General features: G+C 65.3%; 21 protein-coding genes. 5 read left to right on the top strand and 16 right to left on the bottom strand.

The genetic code is table 11. From position 1 onward, the window contains the following. Positions 1–23: 23 nt before the first annotated feature. The 5 genes from H7225_RS06550 (at position 24) to clsB (ending at position 5,294) form a co-directional block, all read left to right on the top strand. Positions 24–680, top strand: coding sequence for a DUF502 domain-containing protein (locus tag H7225_RS06550; protein ID WP_290660044.1), 657 nt, complete (start codon positions 24–26; stop codon positions 678–680). A 99-nt stretch (positions 681–779) separates the two neighbouring features. Continuing rightward, entirely contained in the window at positions 780–2,597 is a 1,818-nt protein-coding gene (aspS, locus tag H7225_RS06545; protein ID WP_290660042.1) for an aspartate--tRNA ligase, read from the top strand. 4 nt (positions 2,598–2,601) lie between these two features. Next, positions 2,602–3,090, top strand: a complete 489-nt coding sequence (nudB, locus tag H7225_RS06540) for a dihydroneopterin triphosphate diphosphatase (RefSeq protein WP_290660040.1) — start codon at positions 2,602–2,604, stop codon at positions 3,088–3,090. A 75-nt stretch (positions 3,091–3,165) separates the two neighbouring features. Further along, entirely contained in the window at positions 3,166–3,981 is an 816-nt protein-coding gene (locus H7225_RS06535) for an endonuclease/exonuclease/phosphatase family protein (RefSeq protein ID WP_290660069.1), read from the top strand. Next, positions 3,978–5,294 (top strand): cardiolipin synthase ClsB, encoded by a 1,317-nt coding sequence (gene clsB, locus H7225_RS06530; protein WP_290660038.1) that lies wholly within the window; start codon positions 3,978–3,980, stop codon positions 5,292–5,294. Before H7225_RS06535 ends, clsB begins: the two co-directional genes overlap by 4 nt. 21 nt (positions 5,295–5,315) lie before the next feature. Here the strand turns inward: clsB and H7225_RS06525 are convergent, their stop codons facing one another. Genes H7225_RS06525 through cobU form a run of 16 tightly spaced genes read right to left on the bottom strand, consistent with a single transcriptional unit; the run spans position 5,316 to position 22,091 of the window. Then, positions 5,316–5,885, bottom strand: coding sequence for a histidine phosphatase family protein (locus H7225_RS06525; protein ID WP_290660036.1), 570 nt, complete (start codon positions 5,883–5,885; stop codon positions 5,316–5,318). Further along, positions 5,882–6,709: an adenosylcobinamide-GDP ribazoletransferase gene (locus H7225_RS06520; protein ID WP_290660034.1), complete on the bottom strand. Its 828-nt coding sequence runs from the start codon at positions 6,707–6,709 to the stop codon at positions 5,882–5,884. The genes H7225_RS06525 and H7225_RS06520 overlap by 4 nt, the downstream gene beginning before the upstream one ends. A gap of 17 nt (positions 6,710–6,726) precedes the next feature. Beyond that, positions 6,727–7,794 carry a nicotinate-nucleotide--dimethylbenzimidazole phosphoribosyltransferase gene (cobT, locus tag H7225_RS06515; protein WP_290660032.1) on the bottom strand — a complete coding sequence of 356 codons (1,068 nt, stop codon included), beginning with the start codon at positions 7,792–7,794 and terminating at the stop codon, positions 6,727–6,729. After that, the gene (locus tag H7225_RS06510) at positions 7,791–8,618 is read right to left on the bottom strand and encodes an ABC transporter substrate-binding protein (protein ID WP_290660029.1); all 828 of its coding nucleotides are present in this window, start codon (positions 8,616–8,618) and stop codon (positions 7,791–7,793) included. Before H7225_RS06510 ends, cobT begins: the two co-directional genes overlap by 4 nt. Beyond that, positions 8,615–10,120, bottom strand: a complete 1,506-nt coding sequence (locus tag H7225_RS06505) for a cobyric acid synthase (protein ID WP_290660027.1) — start codon at positions 10,118–10,120, stop codon at positions 8,615–8,617. The genes H7225_RS06510 and H7225_RS06505 overlap by 4 nt, the downstream gene beginning before the upstream one ends. After that, positions 10,117–11,139, bottom strand: coding sequence for a pyridoxal phosphate-dependent aminotransferase (locus tag H7225_RS06500; RefSeq protein WP_290660025.1), 1,023 nt, complete (start codon positions 11,137–11,139; stop codon positions 10,117–10,119). Before H7225_RS06500 ends, H7225_RS06505 begins: the two co-directional genes overlap by 4 nt. An 11-nt stretch (positions 11,140–11,150) precedes the next feature. Next, positions 11,151–12,083 carry an adenosylcobinamide-phosphate synthase CbiB gene (gene cbiB, locus H7225_RS06495; RefSeq protein WP_290660023.1) on the bottom strand — a complete coding sequence of 311 codons (933 nt, stop codon included), beginning with the start codon at positions 12,081–12,083 and terminating at the stop codon, positions 11,151–11,153. A gap of 4 nt (positions 12,084–12,087) precedes the next feature. After that, positions 12,088–12,657 carry a cob(I)yrinic acid a,c-diamide adenosyltransferase gene (gene cobO / locus H7225_RS06490; RefSeq protein WP_290660021.1) on the bottom strand — a complete coding sequence of 190 codons (570 nt, stop codon included), beginning with the start codon at positions 12,655–12,657 and terminating at the stop codon, positions 12,088–12,090. A gap of 29 nt (positions 12,658–12,686) precedes the next feature. After that, positions 12,687–16,694 (bottom strand): cobaltochelatase subunit CobN, encoded by a 4,008-nt coding sequence (cobN, locus tag H7225_RS06485; protein WP_290660067.1) that lies wholly within the window; start codon positions 16,692–16,694, stop codon positions 12,687–12,689. A gap of 29 nt (positions 16,695–16,723) precedes the next feature. After that, positions 16,724–17,086, bottom strand: coding sequence for a DUF2149 domain-containing protein (locus tag H7225_RS06480; protein WP_290660019.1), 363 nt, complete (start codon positions 17,084–17,086; stop codon positions 16,724–16,726). After that, positions 17,083–17,550 (bottom strand): hypothetical protein, encoded by a 468-nt coding sequence (locus tag H7225_RS06475; RefSeq protein ID WP_290660017.1) that lies wholly within the window; start codon positions 17,548–17,550, stop codon positions 17,083–17,085. Before H7225_RS06475 ends, H7225_RS06480 begins: the two co-directional genes overlap by 4 nt. Beyond that, on the bottom strand, positions 17,547–18,857 hold the full coding sequence (locus H7225_RS06470; protein ID WP_290660015.1) for a cobyrinate a,c-diamide synthase: 1,311 nt from the start codon (positions 18,855–18,857) through the stop codon (positions 17,547–17,549). Before H7225_RS06470 ends, H7225_RS06475 begins: the two co-directional genes overlap by 4 nt. An 11-nt stretch (positions 18,858–18,868) precedes the next feature. Continuing rightward, entirely contained in the window at positions 18,869–19,651 is a 783-nt protein-coding gene (locus tag H7225_RS06465; RefSeq protein ID WP_290660013.1) for an ABC transporter ATP-binding protein, read from the bottom strand. 1 nt (position 19,652) lies between these two features. After that, positions 19,653–20,618, bottom strand: coding sequence for an iron ABC transporter permease (locus H7225_RS06460; protein ID WP_290660011.1), 966 nt, complete (start codon positions 20,616–20,618; stop codon positions 19,653–19,655). Then, positions 20,615–21,484: a helical backbone metal receptor gene (locus H7225_RS06455; RefSeq protein WP_290660065.1), complete on the bottom strand. Its 870-nt coding sequence runs from the start codon at positions 21,482–21,484 to the stop codon at positions 20,615–20,617. Before H7225_RS06455 ends, H7225_RS06460 begins: the two co-directional genes overlap by 4 nt. A gap of 43 nt (positions 21,485–21,527) precedes the next feature. Then, positions 21,528–22,091 carry a bifunctional adenosylcobinamide kinase/adenosylcobinamide-phosphate guanylyltransferase gene (cobU, locus tag H7225_RS06450; protein WP_290660009.1) on the bottom strand — a complete coding sequence of 188 codons (564 nt, stop codon included), beginning with the start codon at positions 22,089–22,091 and terminating at the stop codon, positions 21,528–21,530. Between the last annotated feature and the right edge of the window lie 2 nt (positions 22,092–22,093).

The raw sequence follows: 22,093 nt of genomic DNA, 5'->3' as shown, positions 1-22,093 counted from the left end.
AGGCCTCATCTTGAAGCGCATTTGTGAAGAAATACATCCTGACCGGCTTGCTCGTGTGGTTGCCTTTGACCATCACCATCTGGGTGATGCTGCAGGTGCTGGGCGTGCTGGATGGCGTCTTCGCCGGCCTGATCGTCGCCGCGCAGACCGTGCTGCCGGAAAGCCTGCGCCCGGGCTTGCAATCCCTGCGGTCCATCCCGGGGCTGAGCGCCATCGCGATGATTTCGGTGCTGTTGCTGACTGGCCTGGCCGTCACCAACTTTGCTGGCCAGTGGATCCTGAACCAGTCGAACCGGGTGTTCTCCAACATCCCGATCGTCAAATCCATCTACACCTCGGTCAAGCAGGTATCGGACACGCTGTTTTCCAGCAGCGGCCAGGCGTTTCGCCATGCGGTGCTGGTGCAATATCCGCGCGCCGGCTCCTGGACCATTGGATTCGTCACTGGCAAGCCCAGTGGTGAAGTGGCTGCGCACCTGAGCGATGACCACCTGACCTTGTACGTGCCCACCACCCCCAACCCCACCTCCGGCTTCATGCTGATCGTGCCGCGCAGCGACGTGGTCGAATTGCAGATGTCGGTGGACGAAGCCCTGAAGTACATCATTTCCATGGGCGTGGTAGCCCCGCCGCCCCATTTGGTGGTCGACAACACCACCGCCCGCAGCCACACAGGCTGACGACCTCAATTCCTGAGGGACAATCGAGGGTTCTGGGCGGGCGCTTTTTGTGCAAAGCGTCGCCAGCCCCACGACGATCACGATATTCGGAGAACAACGATGCGAACCACTTACTGCGGACTGGTCAGCGAAGCGCTGATGGGCCAAACCGTGACGCTGATGGGCTGGGCCCACCGCCGCCGCGACCACGGCGGCGTGATCTTCATTGACCTGCGCGACCGCGAAGGCTTGGTCCAGGTCGTGTGCGACCCCGACCGTGTCGACACCTTCAAGGTGGCCGAAGGCGTGCGCAACGAGTTCTGCCTCAAACTCACCGGCCTGGTGCGCGCCCGCCCCACCGGCACCGAGAACGCCACCCTGACCAGCGGCAAGATCGAGATCCTGGCCCACACACTGGAAGTGCTGAACCCCAGCGTGACGCCGCCCTTCCCGCTGGACGACGAGAACCTGTCCGAGACCACGCGCCTGACGCACCGCGTGCTCGACCTGCGCCGCCCCTACATGCAGAAGAACCTGCGCCTGCGCTACCGCGTGGCCATGGAAGCGCGCAAGTTCCTGGACGAGCACGGCTTCATCGACATCGAAACGCCAATGCTGACCAAGTCCACGCCCGAAGGCGCGCGCGATTACCTCGTGCCCTCGCGCGTGAACGAAGGCCACTTCTTCGCCCTGCCCCAGTCGCCCCAGTTGTTCAAGCAATTGCTGATGGTGGCGGGCTTTGACCGCTACTACCAGATCACCAAGTGCTTCCGCGACGAAGACTTGCGCGCTGATCGCCAGCCCGAATTCACCCAGATCGACATCGAGACGTCGTTCCTGGGCGAGCAAGAGATCCGCGACATGTTCGAGGGCATGATCCGCCACGTCTTCAAGACGGCGCTGGACGTGGACCTGGGCGACTACCCGGTCATGAAGTACGCGGATGCGATGCACCTGTACGGCTCGGACAAGCCCGACCTGCGCGTCAAGCTGGAGTTCACCGAGCTGACCGACATCATGGCCGGCGTCGACTTCAAGGTGTTCTCAACCCCCGCCACGACCAAGGGTGGCCGCGTGGCCGCGCTGCGCGTGCCCGGCGGTGCCGCCATGTCGCGTGGTGAGATCGATGCCTACACCGAGTTCGTGAAGATCTACGGTGCCAAGGGCCTGGCCTGGATCAAGGTCAACGAGGTCAAAGAGGGCCAGTCCTCTGAGCAGCTGCGTGCAGGCCTGCAATCGCCCATCGTGAAAAACCTGAACGATGAGGCGTTGACCGAGATCCTCAAGCGCACCGGCGCGCAAAACGGCGACCTGATTTTCTTTGGCGCCGACAAGGCCAAGGTGGTCAACGATGGTCTGGGCGCGCTGCGCGTCAAAATCGGCCACAGCGACTTCGGCAAAAAGACCGGCCTGTTCGAGCACAAGTGGGCCCCGCTGTGGGTGGTCGACTTCCCGATGTTCGAGCACGACGAAGAAGGCGACCGCTGGAACGCTGTACACCACCCCTTCACGGCCCCCAAGGATGGCCATGAAAATCTCATGGACACCGATCCCGAGAAGTGCATTTCCAAGGCCTACGACATGGTCCTGAATGGCTGGGAACTGGGCGGCGGCTCGATCCGGATTCACCGTGCCGAAGTGCAGAGCAAGGTGTTCAGCGCGCTGAAGATCAGCCCGGAAGATGCGCAGCTGAAGTTCGGTTTCCTGCTGGATGCGCTGCAATACGGCGCGCCTCCGCACGGTGGTTTGGCGTTCGGCCTGGACCGCCTGGTCACGCTGATGACCGGCGCCGAGTCGATCCGAGACGTGATCGCCTTCCCGAAGACGCAACGCGCCCAGTGTTTGCTGACGCACGCACCGAGCCCGGTCGACGAGAAGCAGTTGAAAGAACTGCACATCCGACTGCGCAATCCGCAGGCTGGCAAGGCCGCGGCCTGACCTCATGGGCGAGCGCCCATCCAAAATCCCGCTGTCGGTGCTGGTGGTGATCCACTCGCCCGACTGGGACGTTCTACTGATCGAGCGGGCTCAGCAGCCCGGTTTCTGGCAGAGCGTGACCGGATCGAAAGACCTGGAAGACGAACCCTGGGACACCACGGCCACGCGTGAGGTGCAGGAAGAAACCGGCATCGTCATCGGCAGCCAAGCAGTGCCGCTGAGTGCCTTGCAGGACTGGGCCATCGAAAACGTTTACGAGATCTACCCGGTCTGGCGGCATCGGTATGCGCCGGGCGTGACCCACAACACCGAGCGGGTTTTTGGCTTGTGCGTGCCGCGCAACACCCCGATCACCCTGGCGCCGCGCGAGCACACCGCCTGGGCCTGGCTGCCCTGGCAAGAGGCGGCAGACCGGTGCTTTTCGCCCTCCAACGCCGAAGCGATTTTGCAGTTACCTCGATTTAGCGGGAAAGCCGCCCCTTCAACGCTCTGAACTCCAGGGCCAGTTGCGGCTATGGTGTGGGTGTGAACGCCTTTGTTCGCGCCGCTGTTGGAATGATCCGCCGTGCTGAACCCCCTCCAGTCTTCACTGTTGCCACCTTCAACGCAGTCGTCCACGCACTTGCGGGTGGCCACTTACAACATCCACAAGGGCGTGCGGGGCATGGGCCCCACCAAGCGCCTGGAAATCCACAACCTGAGCTTGGCGGTCGAGGCGTTTGACGCCGACATCGTGTGCCTGCAGGAGGTGCGACAGTTCCACAAGGCCGAGGCCAAGCGCTTTTCACGCACGGATTACGGCCCGCTGTGCTGGCCGCAACAGCCGCAAGCCGACTTTCTGGCGCCCGAAGGCTATGACGTGGCCTACCGCACCAACGCCACCACCAAGGATGGCGAACACGGCAACGCCCTGTTGAGCCGCTGGCCAATGGGCAACATCGGCCACCACGATGTGTCGGACCACCGCTTCGAGCAGCGCGGGTTTCTGCACGTGCCGGTGTTCTGGCGCGGCATCGAGATCCACGTGATCGTGGTGCACCTGGGCCTGATCCACGCCAGCCGCGTTCGGCAGGCCGAACAACTGGCGGCGCTGGTGAGCAAGCACCTGCCGCCCGAAGCGCTGGTGGTGGTGGCGGGTGACTTCAACGACTGGAACGAGAAGCTGGATCAAGTCTTGCACACGGCCAATCTGAAGCGCGCTGGTTTGCCCAAAGCCCCGAACACGCCCACCTTCCCCTCGCGCATTCCGGTGCTGGCACTGGACCGCGTCTACACACGGGGCTTGAGCTGCCAGTCGGTGATGGTGCCGCGTGGTGGCGCCTGGGCGCGCATGTCAGACCATTTGCCCTTGGTGGTCGAGCTGGACATCGACCACATCGAATGAGCCTGCTGTTGCCCGAAGAAAGCTCGGCGCATGCACTGCGCGGCTTGGCTTGGTACGGCCAGCGCAAGCCGATGTTCACGGGAGGCAACCAGGTCACTTTGCTGAAGGGCGCGGTAGAACAATTCCCGGCCTTGTGCGCCAGCATCGACGCGGCCAAGCGGTCGGTGTGGATGGCGACCTACCTGGTGTCACCCATCGGTCAAAGCCAGTTGGTGCTGCAAGCTTTGATGATGGCGGCCCAACGGGGCATCGACGTGCACTTCGTGGTGGACGGCGTGGGGTCTCGCGATGCGCCGGCCTCGCTGTGGCGGGACCTGGAGGAGGCTGGCATCAAGCTGGTGGTGTATCGGCCTGTGCGTGGTTTGCTGAATTTGCTCGATTCGTCGCAATGGCGGCGCATGCACATGAAGCTGTGCGTGATCGACGATGCGGTGGGCTTCGTGGGGGGCATCAACCTGATCGATGATCGGTATGACCTGGCGCTGGGCTGGTCTTCGAACCCTCGATTGGACTATGCCTTGCAGGTGATGGGCCCAGCCGTGATGCCGATGGCGCACACGGTCAAGGCCATGTGGACACGTGCAACCGTGGGGCGGGACTGGCGCGATGACATCGTTCACTGGATGGCGGACCACCGCAGCATGAAGCGCCTGCGCGCAGTGTGGCAAAGGGCTCGCCTGCGACTGCCCCCCAGAGCGCAGCGGCATTTATCGGCGGCCTCGGCCACCAACCTGCCCATGCGCTGCGCTTTTGTCTTGCGCGACAACCTGCTGCAGCGGCGCACCATCGAGCGCGCGGCCTTGCAGGCGATCCTGCATGCGCGCACGCGGGTCGACATCGTCACGCCTTACTTTTACCCGGCCCGGGCCTTGCGGCATGCGCTGCGCAATGCCGCCAAGCGCGGGGTGGTGGTGAGGCTGCTGCTGCAAGGCAAGGCAGACTACAAAATCGCGGCGATCGCGGCCCAGGTGCTGTACCACGACCTGCAGTTGCATGGCGTCCGCATCTTTGAATACCAACCGGCGCTGTTGCATGCCAAGGTGCTGTGCGTGGACGACGAGTGGGCCACCATTGGTTCGTCCAACCTGGACCCGCTGTCGCTGGTGTTGAACCTGGAGGCCAATCTGGTGGTGCGGGACCGGGGCTTTGTGCGCACGCTGTCGGCCGCACTGACCAGCGACTTTGAAAAGAGCACAGAGATCCCAGCGCCGCTGGTTCGTCAACGCAGTTGGATGACCGGGGTGCGGCGCTCAACGATCGCCTGGATGGCCAAGACTTACCTGCGACTGGCAGGGGTCACTGGACGGTATTGAAAGTTTGGGTGCGGGGCAGGCTCAAGGCAAACGCCACAAAGTGCCATAGGGCGGCGAGGCGGGCCACTGTGCCGCCAGTTGCGGTGGCTGCTGCGGATGCTCATGAACCCAGCGCCGAGCCAGCATCCAGCCGGCATGTGCGACCACGACGGCGCTGTGGCTGATGGGTGGGCTGAGGGGTGTCCAGGCCGCCGCCCGCACCAGCAAGGATTGCAAGGCCTCACCATCCCCAGGCGCGTGGGTGGCGAAGGCTTTGCACCATTGATCGATGCGATCTTGCGGGATGTCGCGCCAGGGCAGTCCGTCCCAGCTGCCAAAGTTCAATTCCAGCAGGGTGGTGTCTTGAACATGGGTCCAGCCCCAGCGTCGCAGGTAGCGGCCCACCAGGGCGCAGCGCTGCAAAGGCGAGGTGTGCACCACCTTCGCGAGACCATGCCGACGTGCGGCCTGCTGGATGCGCCGTGCCAGGCGCTTGGCACGTCGGGCAGGCACGGTGACATCGGTGCGTCCGATGCACCGGCCCGCCACGTTCTCGGGTTTGGGATGACGCCAGGCCCACAACGTGACGCGCCCTGCCACCAGATCGCTCATGAGAACCAGGCGGCCATGGCGGCCCCGTGGTTGACCACCGCCAACCAGGCAAGCAAAGCGGCGACTTCGCTGAACTGCTGCGCGGCACCGAGCGTGTCACCGGTGTAGCCGCCCAAACGTTGTCGATACCAGCGGGCGCACACCCAGGTCACCAAACCGCAGGCCAGCCAGGCCGACACCATGGCGGGCAGGAGGACCGCGAGCGGATCATTGAATGGCGACATGAAGACCAGGCCCACGGTGGCCAGCAACACCCAGCACCAGGCCACCACCACCGCACTGGAGCGCACGCTGAGGGCCAGCGGCTTGGCCTTGGCATGCTCGATGTCACCAGCGTAGGGCAACAGGCGCATCAAGGTCACGGCCACGGCACGCGAGGCGGCATGCGCCCAGACCAAGGCCAACACTGGCCACCACAGGCCATGCAGGGCCAGGCCAACCAAGGTGGCGGCTTTCAGCCCCAGCATCAAGACCAGGCTGATGGCGCCATAAGCCCCGATGCGCGAATCTTTCATGATCAGCAAGGCTTTGTCGCGGCTGACGGTGCCGCCCAGCGCATCGCAGGTGTCGCTCAGGCCATCTTCGTGAAAACCGCCGGTCAGCCAGACCGTGGCCACCATGCTCAACACCACGGCGACCGCGGGTGGCCACACTTGAACAGCCGCGCCCCAAACCAGCGCGCCAAATGCGCCGATGCCCAGGCCCACCAGGGGCAGGTGGCGCGCGCAGTCGTTCAGCCATGCCGCCTCAAAACCCACCCAGCGCGGCACGGGCACGCGGGTGAGGAACTGCACGGCCACCAGCAGCAACCGCAGTTCATGCACGAGGCCCCGGCCGATCATCAGACGCCCTGCGCTTGGCTGGATGCGCTGTCGCCATCGGCAGTGCTGACGCCGGCGGACGCAAAGCTGGCCATCTCGGCCAGGATCCGGCAACTCGATTCCAGCAACGGCCAGGCCAATGCCGCGCCAGAACCTTCGCCCAGGCGCAGGCCCAGGTTCAGCAGCGGCTGAGCCTTCAGGTGAGACAGCATGCGGGCATGGCCTTGCTCGTCGGACTGGTGCGCGAACACGCAGCGTTGCAGGACCAGGGGCTGCAGTGCTTGCGCCACCAGCACGGCGCTGCTGGCGATGAAACCATCGACCACGATGACCCGGTTCTGCGCGGCGGCTTCAAGAACGGCTCCGACCATCATGGCGATCTCGAAACCGCCCATGGCGGCCAGTGCTTGCAAAGGCTCGATGGCTTGCTCGTGGCGGGCCAGCACCTGGCGCAACACGGCCAGCTTGCGCTGCACGCCGGCGTCGTCCAGGCCGGTGCCGCGTCCCACGCATTGCTCGATGGGCAGGCCGGTCAAGCGCGCCATCAGCAAGGCCGCGCTGGAGGTGTTGCCGATGCCCATTTCGCCCATCAGCACAGCGTTGCCGGGCAGACTGCGCAGCACGTCGGCGCCTGCGTCCAGGGCCGACTGGCATTGGGCAGAGGTCATGGCGGGACCCTGGCTGGCATCGGCCGTGCCAGGGGCGATCTTGCGCAATTGCAGGCCAGGGCGTGGCGCGAAATCATGGGCCACGCCCGCGTCCACCACGGTCAGGGCCAGGCCGTGTTGGCGCGCCAAGACGCTGACAGCAGCCCCACCGGCCAGGAAATTCTCCACCATCTGCCAGGTGACGTCGCTGGGGAATAGAGAGATGCCTTGCGCGGTTAAACCATGGTCGCCAGCAAAAACCACCATTTGCGGCTGCGTCAGTTGTGGGGCCTCGGTGTCCAGGATCAAGCCCAGTTGCAGGGCCAGGGCCTCCAGGCGCCCCAGCGATCCCAAGGGCTTGGTCTTGTGGTCCAGCAGGTGCTGCAGGCGCTGGGCGCGGGCAGGGTTGTGGAGGTCGGTGATGGCGTTCAGCTCGGTCATGATTGAGGTGCTCCGGCACCGAAGCCCAGGGCTTGTGGGGTGGTGCCAGCGCAGCGGGCGATGGCGTCGAAGATGTGGATCAGGCCGCGCTCGATGGCGGCCGGGCCGGGGGACAGGATGTCGGATGAAGGGATGTCTTGCATCATGGCGTTCAGGGCCGGGAAGCCTTCACGGGCCAGGACTTTTTCAGGCTCGAAGCGCTGGCCGCACCAGGCGCCCATGATGAGCTGTGGCTCGGCAGCCAGGACCTGCTCGGGCGTCACGGCGCGTTCGCGCGAAGGAAAACGTTGGGCGGTGTCGGCGAACACATCGATGCCGCCTGCCAACTGGATGATCTCGCTGATCCAGGCGATGCCGCAGATCAGGGGCGAGTGCCATTCTTCAAAGTAGACGCGGGGCTTGAAGGGCAGGCGCTGAGCGGCCTGCGCGACCTGGGCCTGGATGGTTTCCAGCTCGCTCACCAATGTCTCGGCGGCCTCGGTGCGCTGCACAGTCTGACCCAGCATGCGGATCATGTCGGACACGCCGGCCAGACTGCGGTGGTTGAACCACATCACCTCCACGCCTGCTTCGGCGCAGGCGTCCAGCAAGGGGCGTTGCACTTCAGAAAAACCGATCACCAGGTCAGGCTTGACGTCGAGGATGCGCTCCAGCTTGCCGGTTTTGAAGCCGCTGATCTTGGGCTTGTCTTCTCTGGCCTGGGGCGGGTAGACGGTGAAGCCCGAGATGCCGACGATGCGGTCTTGCGCGCCCAGGCGGTAGAGCACATCGACCGATTCGGTCGACAGGCAGGCGATGCGTTGGGGGCCTTGCGATGTGTTCATGCGGTGGGTGCGGTGAGGAGGTTCATGAGTGTGCCGGGCGAGAAGTGCTGGTCGATGAAATCGGCCAGGCCGTCGAACACGGCGTCCAATGGTTGAGCCTGGATGCCGAACAGGGCCCGCATGGCGGTGGGCGATTCGAACAGGCCGTGAAGGTAGAGACCCATCACATTGCCTTGTTGCCAACCCAGGGCTTCGCCTTGGTCGTTGTGAAGGATGGCCAGCAGCCCAGCTTGGGCGGACGGCGCGGCGGTGCGGCCGTGGTGAATTTCATAGCCTTGAACGTGGGCGCCCGCCAGGCTGGACCATGCATGGGTTGTTGGGCCAAAAGCTGCCTGAGTCTCCAGCAGCAGCTTGTCGCGCTCGAAGGTGGTCACCAGGGGCAGCAGGTTCAGGCCTGGGGTTGATGTGGTCACTGCCCCGGCGGTCGCGGGGTCGGCTTCGATGCCGTCCAAGTCGATCAAGGCCTGTCCCAGCATCTGCAAGCCACCACACACGCCCAGCACGACCCCACCTGCGGCCGCGTGGCCTTGAATCGCCGCATCCAGCCCCTGGCTTCTCAACCAAGCCAGGTCCGAGGTGGTGTGCTTGGAGCCGGGCAGGATGACCCAATCGGCCCCGTCCAGGTCCGCGGGATGCCTTGCCCAGACCAGGCGCACGCCGGGCGCGGCTCGCAAGGGCTGGAACTCATCGAGGTTGCTGATGCGCGGGTAGGCCACGATGGCGATGCGTTTGAGGGCCTGGGCCGTGCCGGGGCCCGTGGCGGTATCGTCGAACACACCGTCCTCTTCGGGCAGGCCGTGGCCGCGCCACATGGGCAGGACGGCCACGGTGGGCACGCCCGTCAAGGCCTGCAGTTGCTCGGGGCCGGGGGCCAGCAAGGCGGCATCACCCCTGAAACGGTTCAGGACATAACCCCGGATCAGGGCGCGTTCATGCTCGGGCAGCAACTGGTGGGTGCCAAAAAGGTGGGCAAAGGCCCCGCCCCGGTCGATGTCGGTGACCAGCAGGCAGGCTGCTTGTGCCGCCAAGGCCGTTCGCATGTTGACGTAGTCGCTGTGGTGCAGGTTGATCTCGGCCGGCGAGCCCGCGCCTTCGATCACGACCACGTCGTTCTCGGCCATCAAGGCCTGCAAGGCATCGCGCGCAAAGGGCCACAGTTGCTCGCTGCGTTGGCGCCAGGGCACCTGGTGCAGGTCGGGGCGGACCTCGCCCAGCACCACGACCTGGCTGGCCGTATCGCGCTCAGGCTTGAGCAGGATCGGGTTCATTCGCACTTCAGGACGGGCACGCGCGGCCAGGGCCTGGAAGTACTGCGCACTGCCGATCTCGCCCAGGCGGCCGTTCAAGCCTGGCACGACGCGGGCGTTGTTGCTCATGTTCTGGGCTTTGAAGGGCGCCACCTTCAAGCCCTGGAGCGCATACCAACGGCACAGCGCCGTGGCCAGCCAACTTTTGCCAGCACCGCTGGTGGTGCCCAGGACCATCACGGCTTTGGCGCTCATGGGGTGCTCTCCATTTGGGTCAGTGCCTGCAACAGGGCTTGTTGCGCGTGAGGCGCCTGCGCGCTCAAACGCACCCAACCGGGCAGGCCAAAGCTGCTGGCATCTCGCAGCTTGATGCCGTGGTCTCTGAGCAAGTTGACGGAGTGTGTGGGCCTGGCCAGCATGAAAGGCACCACCGAGGGTTGGCAATGCCAACCCAATCGCATCAAGGCGGTTTGTTGGGCGGCCATCCAAAGGGCAAGCGTGTGGCGTGAACGGGCCAACCAGGCTTGCGTGCCTGGCCGATGCCAAGCCTGCAACATGGCCACGCCTTCGGCCGACAAGACCCAACTGGGGGCCAGGGCCTGGAAAGTTGCCACCTCAAGCACGGCATCATCCACCGGTGCAATCACGTACCCAGCGCGCACCCCCGTCAGCCCCAGCGCTTTGTTGGGCGAACACAGTTGCCAGCATTGATCGGCCAAAGCGGCTGGGACAGGATCCTGCCCCACCAGACGCAAGGGTTCGTAGGCGCGGTCCACGGCCAGCATCACGGGATGCTGACGCTGCAGCTCGGCCAGTGCCATCCAGAACGATGGTGGCAGGCTTTGGCCCGTGGGGTTGCAGGGCTCGCACAGCCAGACCAGCGAAGGTCTGGCCTGTTCCATCAAAGCACTGAGCAAAGCCTCACCGCTGGTGTAGCCCTGCACCTCCAGGCCCAACGCCAGCGCGGCGGATCGGTAGTCACCGTAACCCGGTTGCGGCACCCAGACCTGCCGTACACCTCGCAAGGAGGCGGCCAAGGTCAATCGGCGAATCGCCTCGCTGCTGCCCGCCGTGGGCAACACGCGCGCAGCCTGCGCACCCAGCACTTGGGCCAGGCATTCGCGCAAGGCTTGATAGTCGGGATCGGGGTAGCGCTGGCGATCGGCCGCTTGGATGGCTTGCACGACCTCGTCGGGCGCGCCCAGCGGATTGGCGTTGCTGGAAAAATCGTGGGTGATGGGCGCGCCGTTGTCGGGGCCACCATGTTCATTCAAGCGCGGCATCATCAATGGCTTCCCCCTGCCCGGCAGGCGGGCGCCATGATCAAGACGGCACACCAGGCCGCGGCCCACCACACCGCCCTTTGCGCCCAGGCCAAAGCTTGCGCGGTGTGCCGAGCTTGGGGCAATGGTGCGGATTCATTCAACACATACACCCCCGGTTTGCTCAAACGCACCATCAGCAACAAGGCCATGACACCCATGGGCCACCCGCCATTGGGCGATGGCGTGGCACGGGCTTGCGTCTTGATCGCCGACCAGGCCGGCACGGCGCCTGCCGACAGGCACAGCAGCAGCGCCGTGACGCGCGCCGGTATCCATGACAAAACATCGTCTGCACGGGCCGCCCATTTGCCCGCCCATTCGTAGCGGCCGCGATAACCCCACATCGCGTCGGCGGTGTTGGCGAAACGGTAGAGCGCCGCCGCGCCCAGGCCACCCACCGCGAACCACAACAGGGGCGCCACCAGTGAATCGTTCAGGTTCTCAGCCAGGGACTCGATGGCGCTTTCACGCACGGCCACTTCGTCAAGCTGACTCACGTCGCGGCTGACCAGGCGTTGCAGTTGAGCCCTCCCCGTCTCCAAGGATTCGCCCAGCGCGCGCTCGACCGATGCCACTTCATCGCGCAGCATGCGCCAGGCCAGCAAGGGCTTGAGCAGCGCGCCCAGCAACGGCACTTGCACATACCAAGGGCATTGCGACAGACCACCTTGGGCAAACCACGCCAGCATCACCACCAGCAAGCCGCCCAAACACCAGGCCAGCGCACCGCCCACGAATGCAAGCCACGGACGCCAGCAACTGAGAAGCGGCCCCAGCCACCCCAGGTAACGCCCCATGCCCACCACCGGGTGCGCCCACGCCGGCGGCTCGCCCCAGCGTCGGTCGATCAGCAGCGCGACGGCCATGGCCAGCAGGCTCACCCAGGGCGACATCGGGTCAGTCTTCGATGCCGCGCTGCGCAGGCACGCCTGCGTTGTAGTGGTGCTTGACAGCGGCCATCTCGGTCACCGTGTCCGCGATGTCGATCAGCTCTTGCGGGCACCCGCGCCCCGTCAACATCACGTGCACATGGCTGGGCCGGTCACGCAAGGCCGCCAGCACGGGTTCCAAGGGCACCCAGCCATAGCGCAATGGGTACATGATTTCGTCCAGCACCACCAGGAAATGCTCGCCAGCGTTGATGGTTTCGAGTGCCTTGGCCCAGCCATCACGGGCCAGTTGGGCCGAATGCTCCAGATCGCGACTCTTCCAGCTGAAGCCATCGCCCAGGCCTTCAATCGGCACCCCCAGTTGCTCGAACACGCGGTGCTCGCCAAAGCGGGCACTGGGCACTTTCATGAACTGGTAGATCTTGACGGCCTTGCCACGGCCATGCGCGCGCAGTGCCAGGCCAAAGGCGGAGGTGCTTTTGCCCTTGCCATCGCCGGTGTTGACGAGCAACAGGCCACGGCGCTCGCCATCGGGCTTCTCAACCTGGCGGTCAACGGGGGGGGATTCGATTTCCATGAAAGTTTCTCCAGTCTTGGGTGCAATGATCAGGCGGCGGCGGCCACGGGTCGGCGCAACGCTTGCCAAGACGCGCCGCCGACCACCAACAAGGCGATCAAAACGGCGGCCAAAGCGCGGGCCAACTCTTGGCCGACGTCCAGCTCAGATTTGGGATTGTCAGGCTGGCGCTGCAACAACAGACCTTGAAGGTTGGGCGCTGGTGTGGGCTCAGCAGCTTGGGCCGCCGGTTTTTGAGATGGCGTTGGCGCGGGCCTGGGTGGTGGCGCCGCCTGGGGCACTTCAGCGGGCGTGGGCTCGTTCAATTGTTGCGCCACCCAATGGCGCACGACCCCCATCTCACCAGGCAAAGGCGCCTCGCGGGTCAGGTCTTTGTACAACCGGGCCACTTGCTGCTGCGTGGCCGCATCGGGCTGCCAATAGCCCATGCGCTGGGCCTGCACCAGTCGCTCCAGCGATTGCGCATACGCCTGAGGGTGCGTGCGCAGCCATGGCGGCAAACCCAGCTTGTGCTTGTCCTGCACCAACACTTCGTAAAAATTTTGCCAGTGATCTGGGCGGACAGTGTCGGGTGCGGTGACCTGCCAGCCCCAGGCGAATTGCAAGGCCTTGAGCACTTGCAAGGTGCCTGAATAGCCCTCGGCTTTCTGGGCTTGCAGCCAGCCGGGGTGCAGGTAGCGTGATTGCATCTCCAGCGCGATGCTGGTGGCCGCCGACTGCGTGTGGACCTCGCTGGCATCCTGCAACTGGTTCACGTACAGGCCGAGCGCCTCGGTTTTGCCCGCGCTTCGTGCTGCGGCTGCCAAACCGCCCAGGTACTGGAAGGGATCATCAGACGTGACCATGGCGTAGAGGTGCGAGGTGCGCGACAGCACGGCTGCCTGCGTGTGCCGCAGGTGCGCGCCCAAGGCCTTGGCGGCCACGCCCTTGGGCAAGCCCTCCAACGCCTGGCCATCAACATAGGGTTGGCTCATGCGCTGCAGGAACATCTCACCCAGGCGGCTGTCATCGCGCTGGACGCCTTCAGATTGCACGGCCTCCGACAAGCCGGTGCCATAGTCGCCACTCACGTTGCCAAACACCCGCGCCCGTGCAAGCACTTGGGCCTGCGCACGCGGCACGCCCTCCTTGACCAATTCGGCCGCGACCACCGCCGTGTTGCTGGACACGGCATTGACAGGCTCGGCCGTTGACGCCGCCGCCACGGCCTGGTCCACCAAGGCCATCAAAGCGGGGAACTGATCGCGGTACGAACCGGTGATGCTGAGCAGGACGTCCACACGCGGACGCTGCAGGGTAGAAGCCGGAATGACGCGCACACCGGTCGGCCTGCCTGAGTCATCCCACACGGGCTCGACCCCCAAGGCCACCAAGGCTTGCGCTTCCATGATGCCCTGGTGGCGCAAGGTTTCGCCGGCCCAAAGCGACAAGGCCATGCGCGTGGGCGTTTGACCGCCATGCTCAGCGCGCCAGGTCTTGAGCCAATCATTGAACAAGCCTTTGGCCACCGCATAGGCCTGCCGCGTGGGCAAGCGGCTGGGGTCCAGGCCGGTCAGGTTGCGGCCGGTGGGCAGGCTGTCGGGGTTGCGGATGGGATCGCCGCCGTAGGCTGCTGTGATGAAGTGCCCCGACAAGGCCGTGAGCAAACCCGGCATCTCGCCTTCGGTGGACAACAAGGCCTCCAAAGCCTGCGCCCGCTCGGCCAACTTGAACAAGGCGACCGAATCAATCGGCTTGCGCGCTGCGCGGTTGGGCACCGGGCCAATGGGCAAAGCGGGCCGCAAATCCAATGTGCTGGCCTTCTGTGCATCGACCAGGGCCACGTCCAGCCAACGCGAGGGCCGCGCTGTGGCCACTGACTGGTAGTCGATCAAAAATGCTTCGTCGATGTCCTCGCCCAAGGCCTCGATCAGCGGTTTGCGCAAGGCCTGCAAGATGGTTTGATGGCGCTGCGCGGCCTCGGGTACGCGGCCGAACACGGCCAGGCCCTTGGGCTGCGAACTCTGCGCCAAGGCGTCCAGGTAGGGGTGCAGCAACTCCAGGAAACCAGAGAAATCCGCCGCGATGCGCTCGGCCGTCCAGCCCAAATCGCGGTGCAGCTGGTGTTCCACAAAATTGCCCACCAGTTGGCGCTCCAGCGCTTGCTTGGTCGGCCCGGCATCGACGGTTTCCCACTCGTGCATCAACTCGTGCATGTGGGCCATCTTGGCCTCGAAGCCCGCTGGCGAGAACACCGGCGTCTTGTGGCTGACCAGCACCGCGCGCCCACGCCGCTTGGCCGTCAGGGCTTCGCCCAGGTTGTCGACGATGTAGGGGTAGACCACCGGCACGTCGCCCAAGGGCAGCAAGGCATCGTCCCAGACATCCAGGCTGCGCGCCTTGCCCGGCGCCCATTCCTGCGTGCCGTGGGTGCCAAAGTGGATCAAGGCATCGGCCTGCCTGGCCCACAAGTACACCGCCAGGTAATGGTGGGACAAGGGCGCCTTGCTGCGGTGCATGAAAGGGTTCTGGCCCAGGTGCAAAGTTTCTTCACGCGGCGGCTGCGGCAGCACCGACAGCTGACCCACCTGCATGCGCGGGATCACGAACACACGCTGGCCCTGGTAGGACACCACATAGCGGCTGCTGGCTGGCGCGCCCCACTGCGCCTCGATGCGCTGACGCACCTTGGCGGGCAGCGTGCCCCACCAGACTTCGTAGTTTTTCAAGGGCAAGGCCGCCGCCTGGTTGCTGGCCAGCAAGGCCTGCAGGTCAGCGCCGGGGTAGTAGGCGGCCAGCATGGGCTTGAGGCCATCAATCCATTGTGCTTCGGGCACCGAATGGGTGGCATAGCCGGCCTGGGCCAGGCTGCCAGAGACCTGTTCCAGGCTGCGCGGCACATTCAGGAACGAGGCCCCGAAATTGCTGCCGCCCGGCGGGTAGTTGTAGACCATGGCCACCAGGCGCTTGTCGGCCGCTGGCTTGGTCTGCAGTGCGATCAGGCGGCGCGCCTTGGCCACCACGGCTAGGGCCTGGCGTTCGATCAACTCGGGCCGACGGCCTTGATCAGCGTGGGCCACCACCATGATCGGGTCCATGGCGCCCGCGCCTTCAGGCTGGGACAGGTAAAAAGGCACATCGCTTTGCGACAGGCCGCCCTCGTCCTGCGCCCAGGCAGCCGTGTCGCCAGACCGGTAAGGCTGCGTCAACAACACCGGCGCACCCCAGCGGGCGAACAGTGGCTGCAAGGCCGCACTTTGCGGCAACAACTGGTGGATCACCACGACCTGAGCGTGCAGATGGCGATCTGCCCCATTCAAACCGTTCGACCCGGGCACCTCCAGCAGGCCGGACAAACCAGCCGAGTCCACCTGCTGGCCAAAAGCCGCGTAAGCAAAGATGCCTTGTTTGGCGAACATGCGCAGCCAAGCGTCAATCCACTGGGTGGCGCCATTCACGAAGTGATAGCGGTGAACCAGCAACACCACCGCCGGACGGTCGCGCAGCGCACTTTGCGCCTGCTGCCATTGCGCCAAGGACTGCGCATCCGTGAACAAACCGGGCGCATCCGGGTGGTACAGACCGCGGCTGGGCCAGGCCTGGGGCGCTGGCAACTCAGGCGCCGGCAAACCCCTGATCAGAGCCTTGGACAAGGTCAGGGCATGCTCGGTGTTGAGCTCGCCACCGGCCTGCAAATAAGCCGCGATGCGGTTGGCACCGCCATCAGGCGTCACCCACACCACGCTGCGGGCTGTCAACAAAGGCTGATTCAGCAAACGCTCCAATCGGGTTTGCGCCGTGATGTGGGGCGCATCGACCCACACCATCGCGGACTCTTTCAAGGCTGAATCCAGCGCGGCGGCTTCGGCAACGGTGAGCGTGCTGCCGCCCCGCAAGGGGTACGCCAGGTGCTGCACGCTCAGGCCCTGCTGGCGGGCCAGCCGCTCGATCATGGCCGTGCGCGGAGCGGGTGTGACATCCGTGGTCAACCACAGCAGCACAGGCGACGCAGCGTGAGCGCTCATGCTGACGCACAGGCTCAGCACCAGCCAGGCCATCAAACACCGCACCCCAGACAGGACCAGGCTCACCGAGCCCCCTGCCCCATGGCCGCGGCTTGGGGCGCGGAGGCCCCAGTTTCCGGCACGTACACGATGTTGCCGTCCTTGAGCCTGTAGGCCACGCCGGCACGCTGGCCTTCGCCCGCACCAGCGCTGCCCGCGCCCTTGAACTTGATCTCCTTGCCGTTCTCGCGCACGATCACTTCCATGTCCGGTTTGCCCGGATTGCGGATGATGGTGACGTTGTCCTGCGCATTGGTCTGCGTCTGCGCGGCCACCGCCGTCAACAAGGCCACCACCAGCACCAGGAAGACATCGACCAGGTTGACGGCCGACAGCATGGGGTCGTCGTCATCTTCGGCCATCACGTGGATGTGCTTGAAGCTCATGCGGCCACCTCGCGTGCCTTGCGCACGTTCAGCAGCTCGGCCAGCAACCAGCGGCGGCGCACCGAGTACACGGTCAGGCCGATGGACGCGGCCGCCAGGGCCAGCACCACACCGGCGAAAGCACCGCTGAACACCGACAAGGCCTGCTGACCCTGGCCAGCTGCCACGCTTTGAAGGGCCGGGCCCAGGGGGATCATCGTGGCGATCAGGCCCAGCATCGGGCTCAAGCGGCTGAGCAAACGCACCGGCTCGATCTGCCGAATCACGGACAACTCCAACTCTTCCATCGACAAGTCAGGCGTGACGCGCAAGGCCGTGTAGCGCGGATTACGCCAACGCTGCCAGGCCTCCATCATGGTCATGCCGCCGGTCCACAAGGCGTACACAAACCCCAAGGCCACCAGGGTGAGCACAGGCCACAGCAGCGACTGCGCCACCTGAGAAAAACCAGTTTCAATCATCATGTCGGGGCTCCAGGAGCGAACAAAGCGGAGGCAGCCGCCGGATTGGAAGGAAAGTACAAGTGCAGGAATGAGGCGTGCAGGCGGCCCGCGCGGTAGACACCTTCGGCCTTGCCCGATTGGCGCTGGGGCAGCGTTGATGTCACCGGGGTCATCGGGCTGTCCATGCTGGCGTGGTGGAAGGTGTGGCCACGCATTGCGCCCTCGGGCAAGCTCACGCCGTGCATGCCCAGGTTGACGAAGCGCTTTTGCAGCACCGCTTTGCCAGGCATCAAGCCCAGCATCAGCGCCGTGTGGCCCTGCACATCGCTGAGCGAATCCAGCAGGTACAGCATGCCTCCACACTCGGCCACCAAAGGCTTGCCATGCGCGTGGTGGGCATGGATGGCGGCCTTCATGGCGCTGTTCTGGGCCAGTTGATGCAAGTGCAATTCGGGATAGCCCCCCGGAAGGTACAGGCTGTCGGCCTCGGGCAATGCAGTGTCGTTCAAGGGCGAGAAAAAACTCAACTCAGCCCCCAGATCACGAAGGGTGTCCAGGTTGGCCGGGTACAGGAAGGAGAAGGCGGCATCGCGCGCCACGGCGATGCGCACGCCTTGCAGGCTGCGCTCATGGACCATTGGCTGATCAGGCTCATCAAGCTCGGCGGGCTCAAAATTCACAGGCAAGGGCAAGGCTGGCGACAGGCGCCCCAAGGCCTGCGCCGCCTGCTCGATGCGCTGCTCGATGTCGGCGATCTCGTCCGCCTGAACCAGGCCCAGGTGCCGCGACGGCATGCCGTAGGCTTCGTTGCGCGGCAGTGCGCCAAACCAGGCCATGCCCTCGGGCAAGCTCTCACGCAACATCTGCGCGTGCGTCTCGCTGCCCACCCGGTTGGCCAACACGCCCGCCATGGTCAAGCCCGGGCGGTAGGTCGCCAGGCCCAGCGCGATGGCACCAAAAGTTTGAGCCATGGCCGAGCCATCAATGACAGCCAGCACGGGCAAGCCAAAACGCATGGCCAGCTTCGCGCTCGACGCTTCGCCATCGTGCAGGCCCATCACCCCCTCCACCAGGATCAGGTCGGACTCGCACGCCGCCCGGTACAACATCTCGCGGCAATGGGCCTCGCCGCCCATCCACAAGTCCAGTTGATAAACGGGCTGGCCACTGGCGCGCGCCAGGATCATCGGATCCAGAAAATCAGGCCCGGTCTTGAAGACACGCACGCGCAAACCTTGCTGGCGGTGCCACCGGGCCAAGGCCGCCGTGGCCGTGGTCTTGCCCTGGCCGGAAGCCGGGGCGCTGATCAACACAGCGGGGCATTGCACAGTGGGCTTCCTCACGCGGTGTAGGGGATGGCCAACCATTGCCCCTCCACGTTGAACAACTTGAGCCGGTGGTCAAACACGTCTTGCAATGCGGCGTGGGCCAATGGCGAATCGACAGGCCCATGGTGGCGCACCAGGCCCTTGGCCATCACCACCAGATCGTCGGCCTGCAAGGCCATGTTCAGCTCGTGCAACACACTGACCACGGTCACGCCCTGCTTCACCAGTTCACGCACGATGCACAGCCAGTCGGCCTGATGGGGAGGATCAAGGTGGGCCAAAGGCTCGTCCATCAAAACGATGGGCGCCTGCACGGCCAGGGCCCGCGCCAGCAACACGCGCTGGCGCTCGCCGCCCGACAAGTGGGCCAGGGTGCGCTCCTTCCAAGCCCAGCAGTGGGTTTGCGTCATGGCCTGTTGCACAGCGGCATGGTCGGCCGGACTGGCAGGCGCCAACCAGGCCTGGTGCGGCAAGCGGCCCAGCATGACCACGTCAAGCGCGCTCAGGTCATCGGCACCGGCTTCGCTCTGACCCAACCAGGCCAGGGCCCGGGCGCGCTCCTTGGCGGGCCATTCGTTCAAGGGGCGGCCTTGCAAGCCAATCTGTCCATCGCACGGCTGCAAGCCCGCCAGGGTGCGCAACAGCGTGGACTTGCCCGCGCCATTGGGCCCGACGATGGCCGTCCAGCGGCCGGCGGGCAGCTTCAAGGAAATGGGGTGCAGCACCCATTGCTTTGACAAGCGCACGGCCTGGATGTCGGCGCTCAAGGCGTTGGCGTGCTGAGGTGCGTTCATGTCATCCACCCCGGTTCATGCGCCACAGCAAATAGCCGCCACCCAACACGGCGGTGAGCACGCCCACCGGCAGCTCTTGCGGCGCCCACACCCAGCGGGCGACGATGTCGGCGCCCAACAGCAGCACGCCGCCAAACAAGGCCGACAGCACCAGCACCGGCCCATTGGTGGCATTGACCCGGCTGCGCACCAGGTGCGGCGCCACCAGGCCCACGAAAGAGATCAGACCGGCCTGCGCCACGGCGGCCCCAGTGGCCAGCGCCATGGCCGCGATCAGCAGCATGCGCACCCCGGCCAGGCGCACGCCCAGGCTGATGGCGGCCGAGTCACCCAAGGTCAAGGCATCGAGCGCACGGCTGCAGCCAAAAGCCACCAGCACGCTCACCACCAAAGTGCTGGCCAGGATCGTCACGCTGTTCCAGCCCAGGAAGCCCGTCGTGCCCATCATGAAGGCCTGCATGGCCCGCATGATGTCGGGCACCATCAGCATGGTCAGCGCGCTCAGGGCACCCAGCACCACGCCCACAACCACACCCGCCAGCAAGAGGCGCAAGGTGTGTTGCACGCCGCGCGCCAGGATCAAGGTCAGTGACACGGCACCCACCGCCCCCACAAAGGCCGCCCCTGTCAGGCCCAGACGCAAGCTCCACGCCGACGCCACTGGCGAGACGCCCAGCAAGGCCAGCAATACCGCCACGCCCAAGGCCGCTCCGGACGAACTGCCCAGCAAATAAGGATCGGCCAAGGGGTTGCGGAACAGGCCCTGCGCGATGGCGCCGCCCAAGCCCAGCAATGCCCCCGCCAACCAGGCACCCGCGCAACGGGGCGCACGGATGTCCCAGACGATCTGCATCGCGGTGGGGTCACCCCATGGTGGCGACCAGCCTGTGCTGCCCACGGCCAGCCCCAAGGTCTGCAAGCCCAGCGTCACCACGACCAGCACCAACAGCAAGGTGACTGGTTTCATCGCGAGGCACCCGCACCGATCGTGGCGGCTGAATCACGCAGGCAGCGCGCCATGATCTGCGCGGCCTCGCCCATGCGTGGGCCGGGCCGGGACAATACATCGCCCTGCTCGGACGTGAAAGCGCACACATGCTTGTCGCGCACCGCGCGGATGCGGTCCCAACCCGGCCTCGCCCCCACGTCGGCCGCGTGGCGTTGCGAGATCATGATGACCTGCGGATCGGCCCGCACCACGTACTCGGGGTTCAATTTTGGAAACGGCCCCAGGCTGGTGGGCACAATGTTCTTGGCACCCAGGCGAGTCAAGGTCTCGCCAATGAAGGAGGACTCACCGGCCGCGTAAGGCGCGCTGTCCACTTCGTAGTACACGCTCAAGCCACGCGCGCTGGCGGGCACCATCTTGGCCGCCGCGTCCACCTGGGACTCCAGCCGCTGCCACAAACGCAAGCCGCCATCGACACTGCCCAGTATCTGGGCCACCTTGGTCGCCACGCGCTGCACATCCTTGTAGGTGCGGGGCTCCAGGGCCACCACCTTGATGCCCAGTGATTCCAGCCGATCGGTCACGCGCGATGACAAGGCCAGCAGCACCACATCGGGTTTGAGGGAGGCGATCATCTCGATGTTTGCATCGTCCAGGCCACCCGTCTTGGGCAGGCTGCGCACCGAGGCCGGGTGGTTGGAGTAGCGGTCCGTGCCCACCAGCCGCGCGCAACCACCCAGCTCACACACCGTCTCCGTCAGCGATGGCAGCAAGGTAACGATGCGGGCAGGCGGCGCATCCAGGCGCACGGTCACGCCGCGGTCATCGACCAAGGTCACGCCACCAGGCGCGGCTTGGACTATCTGCACTGCCTGCACCGCCATCAAGGCGGGCAACACCCACCACCACATCCTCTTCATGCTCATGTCATTCCTCGTGCGGCGTCACAGGCCGCGTCCAGGCCTGCCCGGCCACCATCAACGTCACCTGCCCACAACGCTGGGCCACCGTCTGGTTGAGCCAACCCAGCTCATCGACAAAGGCCCGCACCTCGCGCGACATGGGCACGATGCCCCAACCCACTTCGTTGGTCACGAACACCACGGGCGAAGGCAGATCGGGCAGCACCGCCAGCAGCGCCTCGCGCTCGGCACGCCATGCGGCCAGATCCGCCTCACCTTCGGCAGGCATCAACCAGTTGGTGAGCCACAAGGTCAGGCAGTCCACCAGCAGCAAGCGCCCCGGAACAGCATGCGCATGCAAGGTCTCGGCCAGCCGCAAGGGCGACTCCACCGTGGCCATGCCCGCTGGCCGTTCCTGCTGATGGCGCCTGATGCGATCACGCATCTCGTCGTCAAAGGCCAGCGCCGTGGCCACCACCGTCACGCTGTGCGACTCAGACTGCCGCAGCCAAGCTTGTGCCAGCCTTTCGGCCTGGCGCGACTTGCCGCTGCGTTGGCCGCCAACGATGAGGTGGTGTTCGCCAAGCATCA

The organism is Aquabacterium sp., from assembly GCF_014378415.1.
In the GTDB taxonomy this organism is placed as follows: Bacteria; Pseudomonadota; Gammaproteobacteria; order Burkholderiales; family Burkholderiaceae_C; genus Aquabacterium.
This window is presented reverse-complemented; position numbering and strand designations above follow the sequence as displayed.

What these genes read in the sequence shown, in the direction of transcription:
- H7225_RS06460 (WP_290660011.1), bottom strand. Translation starts at nt 20,618, where the DNA reads ATGAAACCAGTCACCTTGCTGTTGGTGCTGGTCGTGGTGACGCTGGGC.
- cobU (WP_290660009.1), bottom strand. Translation starts at nt 22,091, where the DNA reads ATGCTTGGCGAACACCACCTCATCGTTGGCGGCCAACGCAGCGGCAAG.
- H7225_RS06475 (WP_290660017.1), bottom strand. Translation starts at nt 17,550, where the DNA reads ATGATGATTGAAACTGGTTTTTCTCAGGTGGCGCAGTCGCTGCTGTGG.
- cobT (WP_290660032.1), bottom strand. Translation starts at nt 7,794, where the DNA reads ATGACCGAGCTGAACGCCATCACCGACCTCCACAACCCTGCCCGCGCC.
- H7225_RS06480 (WP_290660019.1), bottom strand. Translation starts at nt 17,086, where the DNA reads ATGAGCTTCAAGCACATCCACGTGATGGCCGAAGATGACGACGACCCC.
- H7225_RS06510 (WP_290660029.1), bottom strand. Translation starts at nt 8,618, where the DNA reads ATGAACACATCGCAAGGCCCCCAACGCATCGCCTGCCTGTCGACCGAA.
- H7225_RS06465 (WP_290660013.1), bottom strand. Translation starts at nt 19,651, where the DNA reads ATGAACGCACCTCAGCACGCCAACGCCTTGAGCGCCGACATCCAGGCC.
- H7225_RS06525 (WP_290660036.1), bottom strand. Translation starts at nt 5,885, where the DNA reads ATGAGCGATCTGGTGGCAGGGCGCGTCACGTTGTGGGCCTGGCGTCAT.
- cobN (WP_290660067.1), bottom strand. Translation starts at nt 16,694, where the DNA reads ATGGCCTGGCTGGTGCTGAGCCTGTGCGTCAGCATGAGCGCTCACGCT.
- cbiB (WP_290660023.1), bottom strand. Translation starts at nt 12,083, where the DNA reads ATGTCGCCCTGGGTGAGCCTGCTGGCCATGGCCGTCGCGCTGCTGATC.
- H7225_RS06505 (WP_290660027.1), bottom strand. Translation starts at nt 10,120, where the DNA reads ATGAGCGCCAAAGCCGTGATGGTCCTGGGCACCACCAGCGGTGCTGGC.
- H7225_RS06455 (WP_290660065.1), bottom strand. Translation starts at nt 21,484, where the DNA reads ATGGCGGTGCAGGCAGTGCAGATAGTCCAAGCCGCGCCTGGTGGCGTG.
- clsB (WP_290660038.1), top strand. Translation starts at nt 3,978, where the DNA reads ATGAGCCTGCTGTTGCCCGAAGAAAGCTCGGCGCATGCACTGCGCGGC.
- cobO (WP_290660021.1), bottom strand. Translation starts at nt 12,657, where the DNA reads ATGGAAATCGAATCCCCCCCCGTTGACCGCCAGGTTGAGAAGCCCGAT.
- nudB (WP_290660040.1), top strand. Translation starts at nt 2,602, where the DNA reads ATGGGCGAGCGCCCATCCAAAATCCCGCTGTCGGTGCTGGTGGTGATC.
- aspS (WP_290660042.1), top strand. Translation starts at nt 780, where the DNA reads ATGCGAACCACTTACTGCGGACTGGTCAGCGAAGCGCTGATGGGCCAA.